The sequence below is a fragment of the Granulicella sp. L60 genome (assembly GCF_009765825.1).
Lineage (GTDB): Bacteria > Acidobacteriota > Terriglobia > Terriglobales > Acidobacteriaceae > Edaphobacter.
Genome location: NZ_LMUR01000011.1, coordinates 103,247 through 120,715, shown reverse-complemented (window position 1 = coordinate 120,715; position 17,469 = coordinate 103,247). Strand labels below are relative to the sequence as shown.

The window sequence follows — 17,469 nt, the reverse complement described above, 5'->3', positions numbered from 1 at the left end:
AACAAGCTTATGACTTCCTTTCGACGTGTTCGAAGACTTGAGTGCAGCTATGGAAGAGAGATGCAGTTCGAAAGCGTTGTCAAAATCAAAGCATTTGGAGCAAGCGGAGAGACGTCAGATGAAGGTGTATCGGGAGATACAGTGCGGCTTCGCCACAAGACTGAGAGGATTTGTCGAAGTCAATTGTTTACGCTTGTTGAATGTTAGGAGAATTGTTCTAACGATAGTTTAGATGGAGAGATTTGAAAATAGAGAATCATCGGCGATAAGCAATGTTAGCGCAATAATCATCGGTGATTAGATCTAATTACCGATGAATAGCCGGCAATGACGGCCAATAAGAATTCGTCGTCGACGCTGAGAGCTCCGTACGTACGATGTACGTTGCGCAACCGATCGGTTCGCGCCTTATCTGGCGTGTTCCAAGTTTTGACGCGAGATTGTTTTCTGTCGTGGCCGAACGCAGGTCGATCGATGTTAGGACTTGCAACTCAGGCGTTCCCGCTTATCGCTTCAGTTCGAAGATGCTGTCGATCTCGACCGGAATACCCATCGGCAAAGTGTGTACCCCGAGTGCACTGCGCGCCGGGAGTTTGTCTTCCCCGAACAATGAGAGCAAGAGATCACTGGCGCCGTTAGCTACCTGAGGATGTTGAGTGAATGACTGCTCTGCTCGCACGTATACCGTCAATCGAAGGCACCGATCGATATTGTCCAAGCCATGTGTCTGATGGATGCAAGCTAGAATCATGAGCATGGTGAGCCGCGCAGCACGTTGCGCCTCTTCCAGGGAAACGTCCTTCCCGACGAGGCCGACGATCGGCTTGCCGTCTTCAAACGGCCCGAGCCCGGAGACGTAGAGCTGGTTTCCTGAGACCGCAACTGTTTTATAGGAGCCGAGTGGGGCGATTGGTACAGGCAGCTCCAAGCCAAGCTGCGCCAGACGATCAGAGACTTTCATACATTTCCTTTTAATGAAGTGCCACTATCGAAAGGTTACTACGTTGTCTGAGTGTGTGATCTCCGAGAGCAAGTCGTAGCAGCGGCAGAAGTGTGCCGGTTAGCTCAATGACACATAAGGGATCAAGATATATTTTTCTGTCTTGCTGAATCTTTAGACCAACCGGTCTACTCTAAGGTAGTGTGAGACACGAGATGTCTCAAAATCTAGGAGGTTCAACATGTCAGCACAATCGTCCAAAGGCACTGCTCTTATCACCGGCGCATCAACAGGAATTGGGGCCGTCTACGCCGAGCGCTTCGCCAAGCGTGGCTACGATCTCGTCCTGGTTGCGCGCAGCCAGGAAAAACTCTCTGAAGTCGCTGAACAACTCAAACACACGGGCCGAAAGGTTGAGGTCCTACAGGCCGACCTGACCTCGCCGGTGGGTGTACAGCGTGTCGCCGAGCGTCTTAGCAGCGACCCCAATATCACAGCCCTGATCAATAACGCCGGCGTCGGTTCGGCCGGAAAGCTGCTTGGCTCAAAGATCGATGACCTGGAGTCTATGATCTACCTGAACGTCACGGCCTTGACGCGCCTGTCTCTGGCGGCGCTGCCTGGTTTTGTGGCTCGCAACAATGGTTTGCTCATCAACATCTCCTCCATCGCGGCACTCGCGCCCGAGTTGCTGAATGGAACGTATAGCGGTACCAAGGCTTACGTCGTCAACTTTACCCAGGCTCTCAAGAGCGAACTAGAAGGAAAGAATGTCACCGTTCAGGCGGTACTTCCAGGAGCGATCGCTACACCCTTCTGGGATAAGGCTGGCGTACCCATCCAGCATCTCCCACAGGAGATTGTGATGACTGCGGAGAATCTGGTGGATGCTTCCCTGGCTGGACTTGATCAGGGAGAGGTCATCACGATCCCATCGCTGCCTGAGATCGGAGACTGGGAGAAGGTTGAAGCCGCACGCAAGGCTCTCGGGCCTAACCTCTCCCGGAAGATCCCGGCGAGCCGATACAACGTCGCCATATAAGGCGAAAGCGAAGAACGATCGTTGTGTTGCGTGGCCTTCGGAGACCAAATCCGGCGGCCACGCAATCGTTCGTAGAATGAAGATAGTGAAGGCATCTATATGACTGAAACGTCAACGCGCGAACGATTGATCGAGGTGGGCGTCCGGCTCATGCATAAGCATGGATACACCGCCACGGGATTGAAGGAGATTTTGGACTTGGCAGGCGTTCCGAAGGGCTCCTTCTATCACCACTTTGGCAGTAAGGAAGAGTTTGCAGCCGCTGCGCTCAACAGATACTTCATGCGCGAAGGCGAGCACTGCGATGCTGTGCTCAACGACAGCAGGATCGCTCCGCTCAAACGTCTGCATCGATACTTCAATGATCTGATAAAGATGTACGGTCAGAAAGGGGACGTTCCGGGATGTATGATCGGCCGCTTTAGTCTGGAAGTGCCGGAGCTGACTTTGATGATGCAGGAGCATCTCAGTGCATCGTTCAAAGGCTGGCAACATGGGATTGCTACCGCTCTTCGCGATGCCATTAAGCAGAAGAGCCTTCCGGCAAACACCGACCCAGAGGAACTTGCAGCATTCCTGTTGAATAGCTGGCAAGGTGCGCTAGTGCGCTCGCAAGCCGACAAAAGCGATGCTCCGTTACACAACTTTATTCACTACGCCTTCAGCTCACTTCTCAAAGACTCATCTCGTTGACTCGGCTGGGTCGTAGTTCAGGTTTTGGCCGAGCCACCGCTCGACCTCTACCAAACTCATCCCTTTGCGCTCGTGATAGTCGGCAACCTGGTCGCGGCCGATCTTGCCGAGGCTGAAATATCGGGAGTTCGGATGGGCGAAGTAGAGTCCGCTGACGCTTGATCCGGGCCACATTGCAAATGACTCGGTGATCAGCATCCCCGTCTTCGCCTGCACATCCAGTAGATGCCAGAGAGGACCTTTCTCCGTGTGGTCCGGGCAAGCCGGATAACCAGCAGCTGGTCTGATCCCGCGATACTTTTCCTGGATGAGATCCGCAGGGCTCAAGCCTTCTTCCCGACCGTAACCCCATTCATCCCGTACTCGCTTGTGCAGACATTCAGCAAAAGCCTCGGCTAGACGATCGGCGACGGCCTCCGCCATGATCGCGTTGTAGTCGTCGTTCTCTACTCTGAAGCGGTCGCACAGCTCCTTAAGTCCGATCCCGCTGGTAACCGCGAAACCACCGATGTAATCCTGTAGTCCCGTCTCTTTTGGCGCAATAAAATCGGCAAGTGAGCGGCACGGCTCGCTGCCCTCTCGATTTGCCTGCTGGCGGAGAAAGTGGAATCGCTCAAGCACCTCTTTGCGTGTGTCGTCCGTGTACAGTTCTACGTCGTCACCTACGGCGTTGGCGGGAAAGAAGCCGTATACGCCGCGTGCCGTAATCAGACTCTTCTCGATGATGAGGTCTAGAAGAGCATTGGCTTCGGTGAAGATCTGGCGCGCCTGCGCACCTTGCTCCGCGTGGTCGAGGATGCGCGGGTAGATGCCCTTCATCCCCCAGGTGTGAAAGAACGGCGACCAGTCGATGAACTCGCGCAGGGTCGCAAGCGGAAAGTTGTCCAACACGCGAACGCCGGTGAACTCAGGTACGGGCAGGTCTTCAGCGCGCCATTCGATTGGGGTACGCCGCGTGCGAGCGGTAGCAATGGGTACGAGCGTCTGTTTCGGCGCGGAGTGAGCCTTGCGGATCGCCTCGAAGTTGGCACGGTGCTCCACCACGAACGCTTCCCTGCCGTCTTCACTGAGGAGGCTGGTTGTCACCGGCACGGCGCGGCTGGCATCGAGTACATGGACCACCGGTTCGCTGTAGTGCGGTGCGATCTTTACGGCCGTATGGGCGCGGCTCGTAGTGGCTCCGCCAATAAGGAGAGGCAGCTTGAAACCTTGGCGCTCCATCTCGCGAGCTACATGCACCATCTCATCGAGAGAGGGCGTGATGAGTCCGCTGAGACCGATGATATCGACCTTTTCTGCGCGAGCTCGTTCGAGGATCTTTTCGCTGGAGACCATCACCCCCATGTCGATGACCTCGTAGTTATTGCAGGCGAGAACGACACCGACGATATTTTTACCGATGTCGTGAACGTCACCCTTGACCGTCGCGAGCAAGATCTTTCCCTGTGCCTTAACGACCTGGCCAGACGCCTCCATCGCCGCCTTTTCGGCTTCCATAAAGGGTGTCAAATGCGCGACAGCCTTCTTCATGACGCGGGCAGACTTGACGACCTGGGGTAGAAACATCTTGCCTGCTCCGAAGAGATCGCCCACCACACCCATGCCGTCCATCAGTGGACCTTCGATGACCAGCAGAGGGCGGCCCAGCTTGACGCGAGCTTCTTCGGCATCGATCTCGATATAGGCGTCAATTCCCTTAACCAGTGCGTGAGAGAGACGCTCCTCGACCGTGCCGTTGCGCCACTCTTCGGCCTTCTTTTCATTGACTGCCTTGCCAACGCCCTTCAGCGTTTCGCCATAGTCCACCAGGCGCTCTGTCGCGTCGGGACGGCGGTTCAGCAGGACGTCCTCGACAAGCTCCTTCAGCTCAGCCTCAATCTCCTCGTAGACCTCGAGCATCCCAGCGTTCACGATGCCCATGTCCATGCCTGCCGCGATAGCATGATACAAAAACGCGGAGTGCATGGCCTCGCGTACTTTGTTATTGCCCCGAAAGCTGAAAGATATGTTCGAGACGCCGCCGCTCACCTTCGCGTGCGGCAGGTTAGCTTTGATCCAGCGCGTGGCGTTGATGAAGTCAACCGCGTAGTTGTTGTGCTCCTCCATGCCTGTGGCAACGGTGAGGATATTCGGGTCGAAGATGATGTCTTCAGGCGGAAAGCCAAGCTCATCGACGAGGATCCGGTAGGCTCGCTCGCAGATGCGGATTTTCTCTTCGTATGTGGCGGCCTGGCCCTGTTCATCGAAGGCCATGACGACAACGGCTGCACCGTACTTCAGCACTGTAGCGGCGTTCTGGCGGAACTTGTCTTCGCCTTCTTTTAAAGAGATCGAGTTGACGATTCCCTTGCCCTGAAGGCATTTGAGTCCTGCCTCGATGACCTCCCACTTGGAGGAGTCCACCATGAAAGGAACCTTAGCAACTTCGGGCTCGCTCGCCAGTAGCTGCAGGTAGCGGGTCATCGCCGCGACGCCGTCGATCATGCCTTCGTCCATGCAGATGTCGAGAACGTTCGCGCCGTTCTCAACCTGCTGCCGAGCGACGCTTACCGCTTCTTCGTATTTGCCTTCCTTAACTAACTTCGCGAATTTAGGCGAACCTGCCACATTGGTCCGCTCGCCGATCATGATGTAGACGCCGGACTGTTGGGTAAAGGGCTGCGATCCTGATAGGCGGAGCGGCTTTGTCTCTGGTGTCAGATTTGCTCTTTCGTTCTCACTCACGCGGCGGCCTCGATCTGGCGGGTCCAGTTTCGAGGAGCCTTGCCCTCAAGCGCTTTGGCGATCGCTGCAATATGTTCGGGCGTGTTGCCGCAGCAGCCGCCGGCGATGTTGATGAGTCCTCCGCGCGCAAAGTCGCCGAGATAGCGGGCCATGTCCGCAGGCCCCAGATCGAACCCCGTCTCCGAGAGCGGATTGGGCAGACCTGCATTGGGATAGCAAGAGATTGCCACGTTGGCTTTCTCCGAGAGCTCCTCTAGGAAGGGATACATCAGGTCGGGACCGAGAGAGCAGTTGAGGCCCACTGACAGCGGCTTCACATGTTGCACAGCATTCCAAAACGCCTCAGTGGTCTGAGCGGAGATCAACGTCTCGCCGCCCCGTCCAACCGCTGCCGAGATCATGACTGGCAGTTCTTTGCCGTCCTGATCGAACACCTCGCGGATGGCGACAAGAGCGGCCTTGGCGTTCAGCGAGTCGAAGATCGTTTCGACCAGAAGCAGATCTGAGCCACCCGCGATGAGGGCGCGAACCTGCTGTGCATAGGCAGTCTTCACCTGATCGAAGGTGACTACGCGGAAACCTGCATCGTCGGCATCGGGCGAGTTCGAGAGTGACACGGTCAGCGGCCCAATCGCCCCGGCGACGAAACGCTGACGTCCTGTTGCGCTTCCCACACGATCTGCCCACTCGCGACACTGCTGCGCCGACTTCTCATTGATCTCCCAGGCCAGATCACTGAGCATCGGGTCATCGATGATCTTCTGGTAAAACTCTGGATCCTTCCGGCCACCGTGTTCGCGAGGATCATCTACGAAAAATTCACTCTGCGTAATGCTGGTTGCGCCAAAGGTGTTGGTTTCGATGATGTCCGCGCCAGCGTCCAGAAACCGGCGATGGATGTCGCAGATCATATCCGGCTGGGTCAGGGAGAAGAGGTCACCATTGTTCAGCATGTCCTTCGTCGAATCCTTGAAGCGATCCCCGCGGATGTCAGCTTCTTTCATGCCGTAGGTGCGGATCGTCGTACCCATCGCTCCGTCGATGATGGCAATACGGGTCTCGAGAATTTTTCGAAGAGGATGCTGGTTTGAAGTAGTCATTTTTCCCCTGGCTGTCTTATGCATCGCAATGCGGGCAATAACAGGGATACCCTCCGCAGTGGTCTCTCAACCACATCATGGCGCGGGTAGGCCTGCAGAAAAAGTTCGCATGAAACCGATGGCGCACGGGAGGAACTGCCCCATGGGTTCATCTGTACGCCCTGCCTTATGTCTTGTACATTCAGCCGTGGCACGCTGTTCCTATTATAGCTAGACCACGAAGTTATCGTCTTCGAGCAGGCGGCCCAGGCTTCAAAAGCTATGCAGGATTGAAAGAGCGCAGCCGTAAGCGCCAAGACGAGCCTATTGGCTTGTTATCGCCAATCGACTCGTCTGGGGTTCGTTAGTGACTCAATATTTCTTGTCCAGAAGAGATGCCGCCTATGGTCTCAAGACTCAGAAGTTCAATTTGAGTGCAGCTTGCAGGATGCGTGGAGATGCCGCGCTGATGGCCTGGCCAAACGTGTTACTGCCGATGTCGCCGTCGACCGAGCTTGGCCCGTCGAACTGCGTGTGGTTGAAGACATTGAAGGCCTCGACGCGGAAGAGAAGATTTTTCGACTCTGTGAGCGAGAGCTTTTTGGCGACCGCGGTGTCGAAGTTATCTGCGCCCGGACCATAGAAGAAACGGCGCTTTGCAGTGCCGGGAGTACCGAGAGCATTCATCGTGAAGGCGCTGGCGTCGAAGTAGTTGTTTCCGTTGGTACGGGGATTGTGATTCAGATGAAGTGGACCGCCGCTAAAGTCGGGCTCGTCAATGCTGCTGTTGTTGATGCCGTTGGGATTGGTTCCGATGAGGGAGTTGTCGCCGTTGTTGACCATGGTGACAGGAAAGCCACTGGCGATGTGGGTGATTCCTGATACAGACCACCCCGTGGTGAGGCGGCTGGGCTTGAAGAACTGATCGAAGGGAAGCTGGTACTCGTAGCTAACGACAAAGTTATGTTTCACGTCGAAGGCAGAGAGTCCATAGCTGAGCGCGGGGTTGAAGGGGTTCACCTCTTCGCCGATGTTCGAAGACTGGTCCATTGACTTGCCGTAGGTATAAGCGGCAGAAAACTGGAGACGGCCGCTGGTGTGGCGGGCGCTGAGTTGGAGGGAGTTGTAGTTTGCGTGCCCGATGTTCGACTGCATAGCGTTGCTGCCAAAGTTGGAGCCGAGGGGACCACGGGTTCCGTTGATCTGACCTCCACCGATTGGAAAATAGACGGTATCTTCGCCGCCGGGACCACACGTCAGGGTTCCGGGCATAACCTCGCTGGGCTGGCTGAGGCTGAGACAGAGAGCGGGATTGCCGGCGTTCGGTTCAATGAGGATGCGCTGACGATGACTTTCGTTGCCGACATAGGTTGCGGTGAAGACAGTATTGGGGCCTGCCTGACGTTCGACAGAGAGCATCCACTCTTCGGTGTATGCGGTGCGGTTATGGATGTCGTAGCCGGGAATGCCTTCGATCGGCTCGTACATACCCCAATCGATGTTTGCATCGGGATTGTTGCGCGAAGAGTTGAGTGGCGCAAAGGTGTACGGGAAGGGTTGGCCGTTGTTACCGCCGTCAGCAGCATTGATAAACGGCGTTGCGAAGAGTGGAGATTGCGGGCTCGTATACGTTGTGCCGTAGGGTGCGTTGGCGGCGAGCACACTAATAGAAAGAGCATCGATTGCGGTGTAGAAGATGCCGAAGCTGGAGCGAATGCTTGTGGTGCCGGGATCGCCCAGGACCTTTGCGAGGAGACCGGAGTCGGCGTGCGGCGACCAGGCTAGACCAACGCGCGGGGCGAAGCCTCGGTCGTCGATGGGCGAAAGGGTGTTAGGAATGCCGGGGTCGCCGGGATAGAGGATACCCGGAGGCGCTCCGGGGAAGACGATGGACTGTGCGCCCGGAACGAAAGTAGAGATCTGGTTGTACTTCTCCGACCAGGGTGCGATGCGGTCCCAACGAAGACCGTAGTTGAGTGTGAGGTTAGAGAGCGCACGCCAGCTGTCCTGTGCGAAGAGGCCAGCGTACTTGTTGCGGGCGTAGAAAGGATTGAGCTGGCTCTGGTTGTACTGACTGGGAACGCCGATGAGGAAGTCGGCAAAGTCGACACCGGTTTCAGCGCCGTTGAAGTTAAAGCTTCCATTGAACTGGGCGATGGGATTGGCGTTGATCTGGTCGGCGTGAAAGGCTCCGCCGAACTTCAGGACGTGGCTGCCGATGACTTTAGAGAAGGTATCGGTGACTTGATAGGTGTTATTAGTCTGGATGAGCTGATTAGCCGCAGCACCAGTTGAGAAGCCGTTGAAGTTGAGATTTTCGACGCTCTGGCCTTTGGGATCGAGCGGAACGATGCTGGCGGAACCGTCAGCATTGGCAAAACCCTGGGAGACGAGACTGACGCCCTTGCCGCCTACAGGCTGGCCGAGGTTGTTGACGTCGCGCATATAGCTAAAGTGAAGCTCATTGACCGTGGTCGCATTGAAGCTCTTGGTATCGCTAAGGGCGAGGAGCTGGGATCGGCCGGTAGAAAGCGCATTGAAGCCAGGTACGCTCGCTCCGCTCTGTGCTACAGGATAAGGATTGTTGAGGTTGAAGTCGTCGATGAAGTAGTAGGCGGAGAGCAGTCCTGCTCGCGTGTTTCCATCGACGCGGAGACCAGCTTTATCGTCGCGCAGAATCTGGTTGAACGAGGAGGTGGCAAAGCCGTTGGCAGTGTTTGGAGCGGGGATGTACTGAAGCATTCGTTGCGCTGGTGTCGACCACGCGGCCTGCGGAATGACAGCATTTGGGAAGACACACTGTGCAGAGGTGGTGCATCCTGCCACATAGTAGGGTTCGCCGGAGACGACGGTGTAGCCAAGTTTCTGCGAGAGGAGATTTGCGAAGTAAGGACCGCTGACGGAGTTAGTGAGGCTGCTTGCCTGATCGCTGAGGTTGCCGGTGCGGTCGGCGGCAGTCGGTACGCTGATGTTGCCGGTGTCGATGCCCTGAGTCTGGCGTGTGCCTTGATAGTCGGCGAAGAAGAAGATCTTATCTTTGCGTATCGGTCCGCCGACTGTGCCTCCGAATTGGTTCTGACGGAAGGCGCCGCGCGTCGGCGAAAAGTAGTTGCGGGCATCGAGTGCGGTGTTACGGAGAAAGTCGAAGGCGCTACCGTGAAAGCTGTTGGTACCTGACTTCGTGATGACGCTGATCTGTCCGCCGCTGAACTCCCCATACTCCGCGTCGAAGTTGCTTGTGAGAATGCGAAACTCTTCGATGGAATCGAGGTTAGGAATGATGGCGGTGCCAGCGTTGACGCCCTCTTCCGCATCACTGCCATTGACGAGGAAGAAGTTGGAGAACTCTCGCTGGCCGTTGACCGAGAGATTGCCTGGGTTGAGATCGCCGGATGGATTGAGCACGGTCGCGCCTACGTCCTGCACGGTGGTTGCGGTGATCGCTGTTGCGGGTGCTACGCCAGCCTGAAGCGAGAGGAGATCGGTGTAGCTGCGGCCATCGAGCGGCACGGCAGTGATCTGTCTTCCGCTGATGACCTGGCCAAGCTGGGTGCTGGTCGTTTCAACGTGAATCGTATCGTCACTCACACTGACGGCCTGTTCGACGCTCCCTATCTCGAGAGCAGCATCCAGACGGAGCGCTGCGTTAGTGTCAAGCGTGACATCTTTAATCTCATACCCGCGGAAGCCTGTTGCGCGAACTGCAAGGCTATAGTGGCCGACCGGAAGAACGGGCAGGATGTAATAGCCGCTCGAGTCGGTGTGAGTATGGTGCGAGATACCAGTCTCGGTTTGCGTAACACTGACGTCTGCGTTACGAATGATTCTTCCGGATGGATCTTTCACAACTCCCGATATACTTCCGCCGACGGAGGCCAATGCGATTGCGGAAGATGACACAACAACAAGGCAGATGGCTCTAAAGCTTGTGCGAACGAGGGTATTGACTAGGCTCTGCATGTTTCTTCGATCCCTTTTCTAATTTCTGTTGATCTGTGGTTGTGCGCGTGCTCGACGAGGCCGCTATTGAATTGTGATAGGAACGTTGACCGTGGTCTGTATCTGCGATGAACCTGTGCCGGAGCTCCCTGTAACCACGACGGTGTAGCTTCCCTTCGGGGTGCCAGGGTTGGATGTTGCAGCTGTGCCGCTGCATCCCACCGAAAAATACAGAATGCTGAAAGAGAGAAGAGCGAGCAGCATATTTCGATAGCGCTTGCGAGCGGGAAAGAAGAACAGAAGAAGACCCGCAAGACTTATGCTGCCGCCTGCACCCAGCCAACCAGGACGATCCATCTTTCGAATCGAAGCAGAGTGAGGCGGTGTGGTGTTGATCCTCAGTACGGCTTGTCCAGTTCCGGTCATGGAGCCAGGGTCGATGAAGCAAGCTGACTCAACCATCGACGCGGGCATGGTGCAGGCAAGGTTGATAACTGTTGTATATCCGTCGGCTACGTTGACGGTGACGTTGGCAAGCGCGGCAGCTCCGACGGCAGCAGTGGCTCCGGATGAAGCCAGAGCGAAGCTAGAAATAGTGATCGGAAGTGCTGAAGAGATTGATTCTGCGTAAGTGGAATCGCCTTGATAGAAGGCGGTCAGGTTACTGTTTCCAGCGGTGCCAGTGACGGGAGTCGTTAGGACGGCGTGTCCACTCACAAGCGCGACTGGATCGCCAACGTTGATGCCGTTCAGTTCAAATTGAACGGTGCCGGCGGGCGTAAAACTACCTGTCACCGCATCGACGACGTTCGCCGTGAGAGTAACGTTGGCGTTCGGTGTGATATTGCTTGCAGATACGGTTGCGGTGATCGCGGAGGCGGCACCTGCCGGTAATACCTCGATCGCTCCCATCATGCCTGCGTCTTCATGCTGCAGGATATGGCAGTGATAGACGAAGGTGCCTACGATGTTGGGATCGCGAAAGTCCATCCGCACCGTGATGCTCGGATAAGCACCCTGCCCCGTCCAGTAGGGGATATCGTAGGTATCGCGAATCGCCGGATCGTCTACCGGCACTCCATTCACCGCCATTACCTGAAAGTGGATTTGGTGAATATGGAAGATGTGATCCTCCATGGCTTGATTCTGAATCACCCAATCCTCGACGGTACCAGAGTGCACGATGATGTTTGGAGCTTGTCCCATCGTGTACGCGGCAGGAGTCATCCCCTGTTGTGTAATGAAGAACGTCGTCGGACTGTTTGGATCGGTAGGATCTTGAAGCTGCTCGGAGAAATAAAGATTGCGCTGCGCGACAGGCGTGGTCTGAGGCAACGATGAAAACCGTCGCACCTTCGCCTTCACGATCGCTGCCGGGCTGGACGCACTGACCGCCTGCAGGATCGGCAGTATAGGTGCGGAGGTGCTGGCGACAACATTCGCAATCGGCCGCGTTGGATCGTAGTCGCCGTCGGGGCCGGTGTTGACGTAGTTCGTCATTAACTGTGCGCTCTGTCCGAGCGCGGGAGTCGTGACGACAAACTCCGCGCGGCTGCCCGGAGGTAGAAGCACAGAGCTCTCCTGAATCGATCCGCTCGTAATCGGCACGCCGTCGATCGCAACGACAGTAAGCTGCTGCGCTGTGCCGGCCACGACGTATTGCAGATTGAAGATCGTGTCTGCCGCTGAGTTCAGAACGCGCCAGAGCTGCTGCTGGCCAGGTGCAACCGGCAGAATCGCAGGGGTATAAGAGGGAAAGCTGACGGGAACATTATCGAGCGAGATATCCCAGGCAGGAACGTTCGTATCGTTTTGTTCGGAGAGTGGAACGAGGAGATCCCGCAGAACCAGTGTCTGCTCAGGCAGACCGACCAATGACGTGTTGGCCTGCTGGATTCCTTCAACAATGATCGCGCCAGTCGCTCCGCCCTGCACCTGGCCTTCGCTGAAGCCATGCGGGTGAGGGTGATACCAATAGAGACCGGACGGCTCATTCGTCGGAATCTGTACGGAATAATCGAACTCCTGCCCCGGCTGCACCAGCGTATTGACGACCTCGTCGGAGTGGCAGACAGGGCTTACGTTCAGTCCGTGGAAGTGGAGATTGCTCACCGAAGCAGACATAGCTCCACCGTCGCAGGGCGAACTGCTGCTACTGTCATGCAGCGTCACCTGCATGCCCGCAGACACGCCTTTGGACGAGGCGCCCGCCATGGGTGCCATATTCGGCATGACCTCGGGAACGACTGGAGCCAGTCCTGCAGGCAGCTGGTTGTAAAAGTGAATCAGGAGCGTATCGCCCGGATTGACCCGCAGCGTGGGTGAGATGAGACCATCGCTCGTCACGTAGCAGTATCGCTGCCGCCCAGCGGAGTCAACGTCTGTCTGAAGGTTGAGAGTGACTTCGAGAATACCGTTCTGACTGAAAAGGTTGGCAGGAGCCGCTACGGTCGAACCGTCTGAGAGGTCAGGACATGTCGCGACAGCGGACAAAGCGAGCGGTCCAACCGCCAGTTTTTGGATGTCTTGCGCTGATATTGCCCCACGCCCCATGCGACTCTGGCCATAAGCTGCCTCCCCGGAGACATAGGCTAAGACAACAACCAAGAGCAGCACAAAACAGCTCAATCGATGAGAAAATGCTCTCTTCACAGTAGCGAACGTGGCATTTTTCCCACAAAAATATATCTGAGACACAGAAGCTCTCCAAAAAGTCAATCCAAAAATAGACTGCACATCTATATGGGACCTAAACGGTCCTTATTGATATGAGACTAATTTAGTCGTCTATCGAAGGCAAGCCATTTGACATTCTTTTTACTTCCATGCAATAAGCCACCCGGCCGACGACTATTCCAGTCCGGCGACTATGACGAGTTGCTGCCGCGGCGTATGGGCCAATCACCTCGCAGATCTTTTACGTGGGTTATGCCGCGCACCGCCGTTGACGAATACACAATGGTGATGCGTCGGGAGAGTGCAATAGGATTTGGGTGTAAAGCAAACTGAATTAGTGTGGCGGCACCCGTTCATTACGGGAGCGGGTCAATTGACTACTCCAGGCCGAGTCACTCATCGAACAACAAAAAGGTTATTCCCGTCACTTCCGCTACGCGCGTTTCCGAGGACTGAACCGAAGATCGGATCCTAAGCCACGTTCCATCAGTCCCTGTTATCGTCAACTCACCCGGCGTTCACTATAGCGACGGTAGAGAATTATGTATCCGGCTATTAACGAACAAGAGCACACAACCCGACAGGAGAATGACTCATGAGCAGCATCACAGTGAAAGACGGTACAGAGATCTACTACAAGGATTGGGGAACAGGTCAGCCGATCGTGTTCCACCACGGCTGGCCGCTCAGCGCGGACGATTGGGACAGCCAGATGCTTTTCTTCCGACTGCGCGGATACCGCGTCATCGCGCATGACCGTCGTGGCCATGGCCGGTCGACCCAGACCGATCTCGGCAACGACATGGACACCTATGCGGCCGACAGCGCCGCCCTGGTAGAGCATCTCGATCTGAAAGACGCGATCCACGTCGGCCACTCGACCGGCGGCGGCGAAGTGGCACGCTATGTCGCCCAGTACGGAGGCGGCGGTCGCGTCGCCAAGGCAGTCCTGATCAGCGCCATCACTCCGGTCATGATTAAGTCAGCGTCAAATCCGGGTGGCCTGCCCATCGAGTTCTTCGATGGCTTTCGCGCCGGCATGGCTAACCGCGCTCAGTTCTACCGCGATGTCCCCGAGGGCCCCTTTTACGGTTTCAATCGCCCCGGCGCGAAGGTTTCGCAAGGGGTGATCGATAACTGGTGGCGCCAGGGAATGATGGGTGGCACCAAGGCCCAATATGACTGCATCAAAGCTTTGTCGGAGACCGACCTCACCGAAGACCTCAAAAAGATCACTGTTCCGGTGTTGGTAATGCATAGCGAGGACGACCAGATCGTGCCGTTCGCCGACTCAGGCCCGCTGGCCGCCAAACTCTTGAAGAACGGCACGTTGAAGGTCTACAAAGGTCTGCCGCATGGGATGCCGACCACGCATGCAGACCAGATCAATGCCGATCTTCTCGAATTCATAAAGTCGTAAACGCAAATTGCTCGGCGAGTCAGAGGTACTCTTTCCCCTTTGGTTCGCCGAGTACCTAGCTACCATTAGATTGCAATGAGAAGGAGGCATATGGCCAGTCAAATCGAAGACTCGAGTGACGAAACTTCGAGCGCGTCTGAAGATCTCCCCGGGTCGGCAATCCCTGCGAGCAATCTGCTGAGCGCGGTTGCGCCAACGAATCCTACGTCAATACCCGATATCATTGCAGCGCTTCGCAGCATTGACGCGCTTCACGGGCTCGCCGACCACGAATATCACTGGCTCGCCTCGCACGGTCGTGAGCGAGTCGCAGAGAACCGGGTCATCGTCTTCCGACAAGGCGAGCCTGCTCACCATCTCAACATCATCCTCAAAGGAGAAATCTACGTCCACCGCCGCAATTCAGGCTCAATCAGCCTGTTCATCGGCCGCACGGGTCAGATCACCGGGAAGCTCCCGTTCTCCCGGATGACGTCCTGGGGCGCAGAGGGTTCCAGCTCAGGTTCCCTCTGGATACTCGATTTCCACGAGGACGAATTCCCCGCTATGCTTCTCGCGATACCTTCACTGGCTCAGCTTTGTGTGTCAATCTTGCTCGATCGAGTGCGAGACTTCAGCCGCGCCGATCTACAGGCGGAAAAGCTCATAGCCTTGGGTAAGCTGGCCGCTAACCTCTCCCACGAACTGAACAATCCCGCGGCTGCGGCCCAGCGAGCTGCATTCAGCTTGTCATCGAAGATCGACCGGATCAAGGAGTTGTGTAGCTTGGGCCGTCTCTTCCGCTCCGACGAAGAGCTGGCAAGTTATATCGAGTGGACCGCGAGATCCTTAGAGGCAATCAAGAAAGAAGTTCCCGCAGGCACGGATGCTGAAGGCTCCTTGTTGGACAACGACCGTGAGGACGAGTTCATCGACTGGCTGGAGAAGCATCAGGTTACCGCCGCCTGGTCCGTGGCGCCAGCACTCGCAGAAGCGAAGATGCGGATCGACCAGCTCGATGAGTTGGCCTCTTTGATCAGTCCTGCAAGCCTGCCAGCCGCTCTTACAAGCTTCGCAACTTCGCTGGACAGCCGCAGCATGGTCGCTGCGATCTCTGATTCATCAGGGCGAATCTTCAGCATCATAAGCGCGATCAAGGACTACTCCTATATGGACCAGGCTCCAATTCAGGAGATTGACCTGGTTCAATCGGTGGAGAACACTCTGGCACTCCTTCATCCGCGAATGCATGACATGGTGGTCTTACGAGATTACGATTCGTCTCTGACGACGATTACCGCCTACGGTGCAGAACTTAGTCAAGTATGGACAGCTCTGATAGAAAACGCCATCGACGCCACGAAGGGCCGGGGCACTCTAAAAGTAAGTTCCAGGCTGAAGGGAGAGATGGCCTTCGTCGAGATTTGGGATGACGGTACGGAAATCGATCCTGTACTTTCCTCACGCATCTTTGAGCCATTCTTCACAACCAAACCTCTCGGGCAAGGTCTTGGCCTCGGTCTGGATACAGCCCGACGAATCGTAAGTAAGCACTTCGGATCAATCTCGATGCAATCGGCTCCGCAGGCTACCTGCTTTCAGGTCCAGCTTCCGCTTGATCGGCCACAAATCTACTAACGTTTCGCACTTCTTATGAAGCTCAAGACTGACAAGGAGACAATATGAAAGTTACAGATACAGCAATCCGACAGGCGGACCTGATTGTCAGACTGTATGAACTCCGGAGAGAACCCGTGATGCGTTCCGCACGAAGTTACGTGGGCGGAAAGTTCTCACCTCGCTCTTTGGAAGATTTTCTTATCGTGATGGCTGCAGCCGATCAACAGACAGCTTATGTTCTGCAAGTTTACGGATACTGGGATATGGTCGCCACCATGGTTCTTCACGGAGCCCTCGAGGAAGATCTCGTCTATGATGCCTGTCCCGAAATGTACTTCCAGTTCGCCAAGATACGCCGTTATATCGAAGACTTCCGGCAAAGAAACAGCCTTCCCGAGCTATTCCAGAACCTTCAGAAGCTAACAGACGGCTCCGAAAAAGGCCGAGCCCGCCTTGACAGTATGGAACGGTATCTCAGTCTCAGTGAGGAATGAGGCTTCTGAGAAGCAGTGCCGTAAGCACAACAGATCGGGACAATGACCTACGATCCTCTGGACCAAGGTTCTCTAATGATCGATTCACCTGGGCATGAATTTCTTCGTGAGATTTTGGATTCCTGCTCTCTTGCATGAAATGGTAGAGCACCCACAAAAAGAAAACTATCCCCAGGCCTATGACAAGCGATAACACCGCAATCCCAGTAGACATCGTCACCACCTGAACCACCACCTTTCGAGCCAAAGTGATTACACTTCAAAATCGAATTAGGAGGTCGAAAAAAGTCCATATAAAAGTCATATGAGAGCCGCTGCATCGACTCAGCTACGCGCTGGAAAGGTGTGTAACGTGGATGATCTTCCACTAAACTGAGATCAGTATGCCGCAGTCCATCATGATCTTCAGTAGTATCCAATCATTCCTTTCTAAAAGCGTGATGAGACGTACCCTGGCATCGAGCATCTGCCTTGCTCTTCTTGTGCTCCTGCTGGCCCCTCTCGAGGGCAGGGTCAATACAACAACCATCGGATTCGCCCTGCTGCTTGGTGTACTTTTTACAGCCATTCACATGGGGAGCAGACCGGCCCTCGCGGCATCCGTTGTCGCAATGCTCGGTTATAATTTCTTTTTTCTTCCTCCGATTCTGACGCTGACGATCACGGACCCGCAGAATTGGGTATGTGGATGCCTGAGACAACTCAAAATGCGGCGTTGCAATTTGGAGATTTTGGCCCCCCCCGCGGCAAAGCCGGTTGCATTGGGACCGTTTCCACTGTTGTCTTGACTTAAAGTAACGATCAAAACGGGCCTGAATCGGCCTCCAACTGGAGCTCCGTAAGCTTTTTTCCGCCGCGAATGG

At 55.5% G+C, this 17,469-nt stretch carries 11 protein-coding genes; 6 read left to right on the top strand and 5 right to left on the bottom strand.

What is annotated here, in order from left to right; genetic code table 11:
• Positions 1 to 505: 505 nt before the first annotated feature.
• The gene (locus GSQ82_RS06820) at positions 506 to 961 is read right to left on the bottom strand and encodes a RidA family protein (protein WP_158791542.1); all 456 of its coding nucleotides are present in this window, start codon (positions 959 to 961) and stop codon (positions 506 to 508) included.
• Positions 962 to 1,181: 220 nt separating this feature from the next.
• On the opposite strand from GSQ82_RS06820, the gene GSQ82_RS06815 reads away from it, so the two are divergent.
• Positions 1,182 to 1,982, top strand: a complete 801-nt coding sequence (locus tag GSQ82_RS06815; RefSeq protein ID WP_158791540.1) for an SDR family oxidoreductase — start codon at positions 1,182 to 1,184, stop codon at positions 1,980 to 1,982.
• Positions 1,983 to 2,081: 99 nt separating this feature from the next.
• Positions 2,082 to 2,675: a TetR/AcrR family transcriptional regulator gene (locus GSQ82_RS06810; protein ID WP_158791538.1), complete on the top strand. Its 594-nt coding sequence runs from the start codon at positions 2,082 to 2,084 to the stop codon at positions 2,673 to 2,675.
• Here the strand turns inward: GSQ82_RS06810 and metH are convergent.
• The 4 genes from metH to GSQ82_RS06790 form a co-directional block, all read right to left on the bottom strand.
• Positions 2,664 to 5,399: a methionine synthase gene (metH, locus tag GSQ82_RS06805; RefSeq protein WP_158791536.1), complete on the bottom strand. Its 2,736-nt coding sequence runs from the start codon at positions 5,397 to 5,399 to the stop codon at positions 2,664 to 2,666. The two genes, GSQ82_RS06810 and metH, sit on opposite strands and share 12 nt — an antisense overlap.
• Positions 5,396 to 6,499, bottom strand: a complete 1,104-nt coding sequence (locus tag GSQ82_RS06800) for a homocysteine S-methyltransferase family protein (RefSeq protein WP_158791534.1) — start codon at positions 6,497 to 6,499, stop codon at positions 5,396 to 5,398. The genes metH and GSQ82_RS06800 overlap by 4 nt, the downstream gene beginning before the upstream one ends.
• 396 nt (positions 6,500 to 6,895) lie before the next feature.
• Complete coding sequence (locus tag GSQ82_RS06795) at positions 6,896 to 10,438, bottom strand: TonB-dependent receptor (RefSeq protein WP_158791532.1); 3,543 nt, start codon at positions 10,436 to 10,438, stop codon at positions 6,896 to 6,898.
• A gap of 63 nt (positions 10,439 to 10,501) precedes the next feature.
• Positions 10,502 to 12,910, bottom strand: coding sequence for a multicopper oxidase domain-containing protein (locus tag GSQ82_RS06790; protein ID WP_158791530.1), 2,409 nt, complete (start codon positions 12,908 to 12,910; stop codon positions 10,502 to 10,504).
• A 778-nt stretch (positions 12,911 to 13,688) separates the two neighbouring features.
• Between GSQ82_RS06790 and GSQ82_RS06785 the strand changes: the two genes are divergently transcribed.
• The 4 genes from GSQ82_RS06785 to GSQ82_RS25605 all read left to right on the top strand — a co-directional run bounded on the left by GSQ82_RS06785 (position 13,689) and on the right by GSQ82_RS25605 (position 17,394).
• Positions 13,689 to 14,513 (top strand): alpha/beta fold hydrolase, encoded by an 825-nt coding sequence (locus tag GSQ82_RS06785; RefSeq protein WP_158791528.1) that lies wholly within the window; start codon positions 13,689 to 13,691, stop codon positions 14,511 to 14,513.
• Positions 14,514 to 14,603: 90 nt separating this feature from the next.
• On the top strand, positions 14,604 to 16,130 hold the full coding sequence (locus GSQ82_RS06780) for an ATP-binding protein (protein WP_158791526.1): 1,527 nt from the start codon (positions 14,604 to 14,606) through the stop codon (positions 16,128 to 16,130).
• A 44-nt stretch (positions 16,131 to 16,174) separates the two neighbouring features.
• Entirely contained in the window at positions 16,175 to 16,606 is a 432-nt protein-coding gene (locus GSQ82_RS06775) for a hypothetical protein (protein ID WP_158791524.1), read from the top strand.
• A 383-nt stretch (positions 16,607 to 16,989) separates the two neighbouring features.
• Entirely contained in the window at positions 16,990 to 17,394 is a 405-nt protein-coding gene (locus GSQ82_RS25605) for a DUF4118 domain-containing protein (protein WP_158791522.1), read from the top strand.
• Positions 17,395 to 17,469 lie beyond the last annotated feature (75 nt).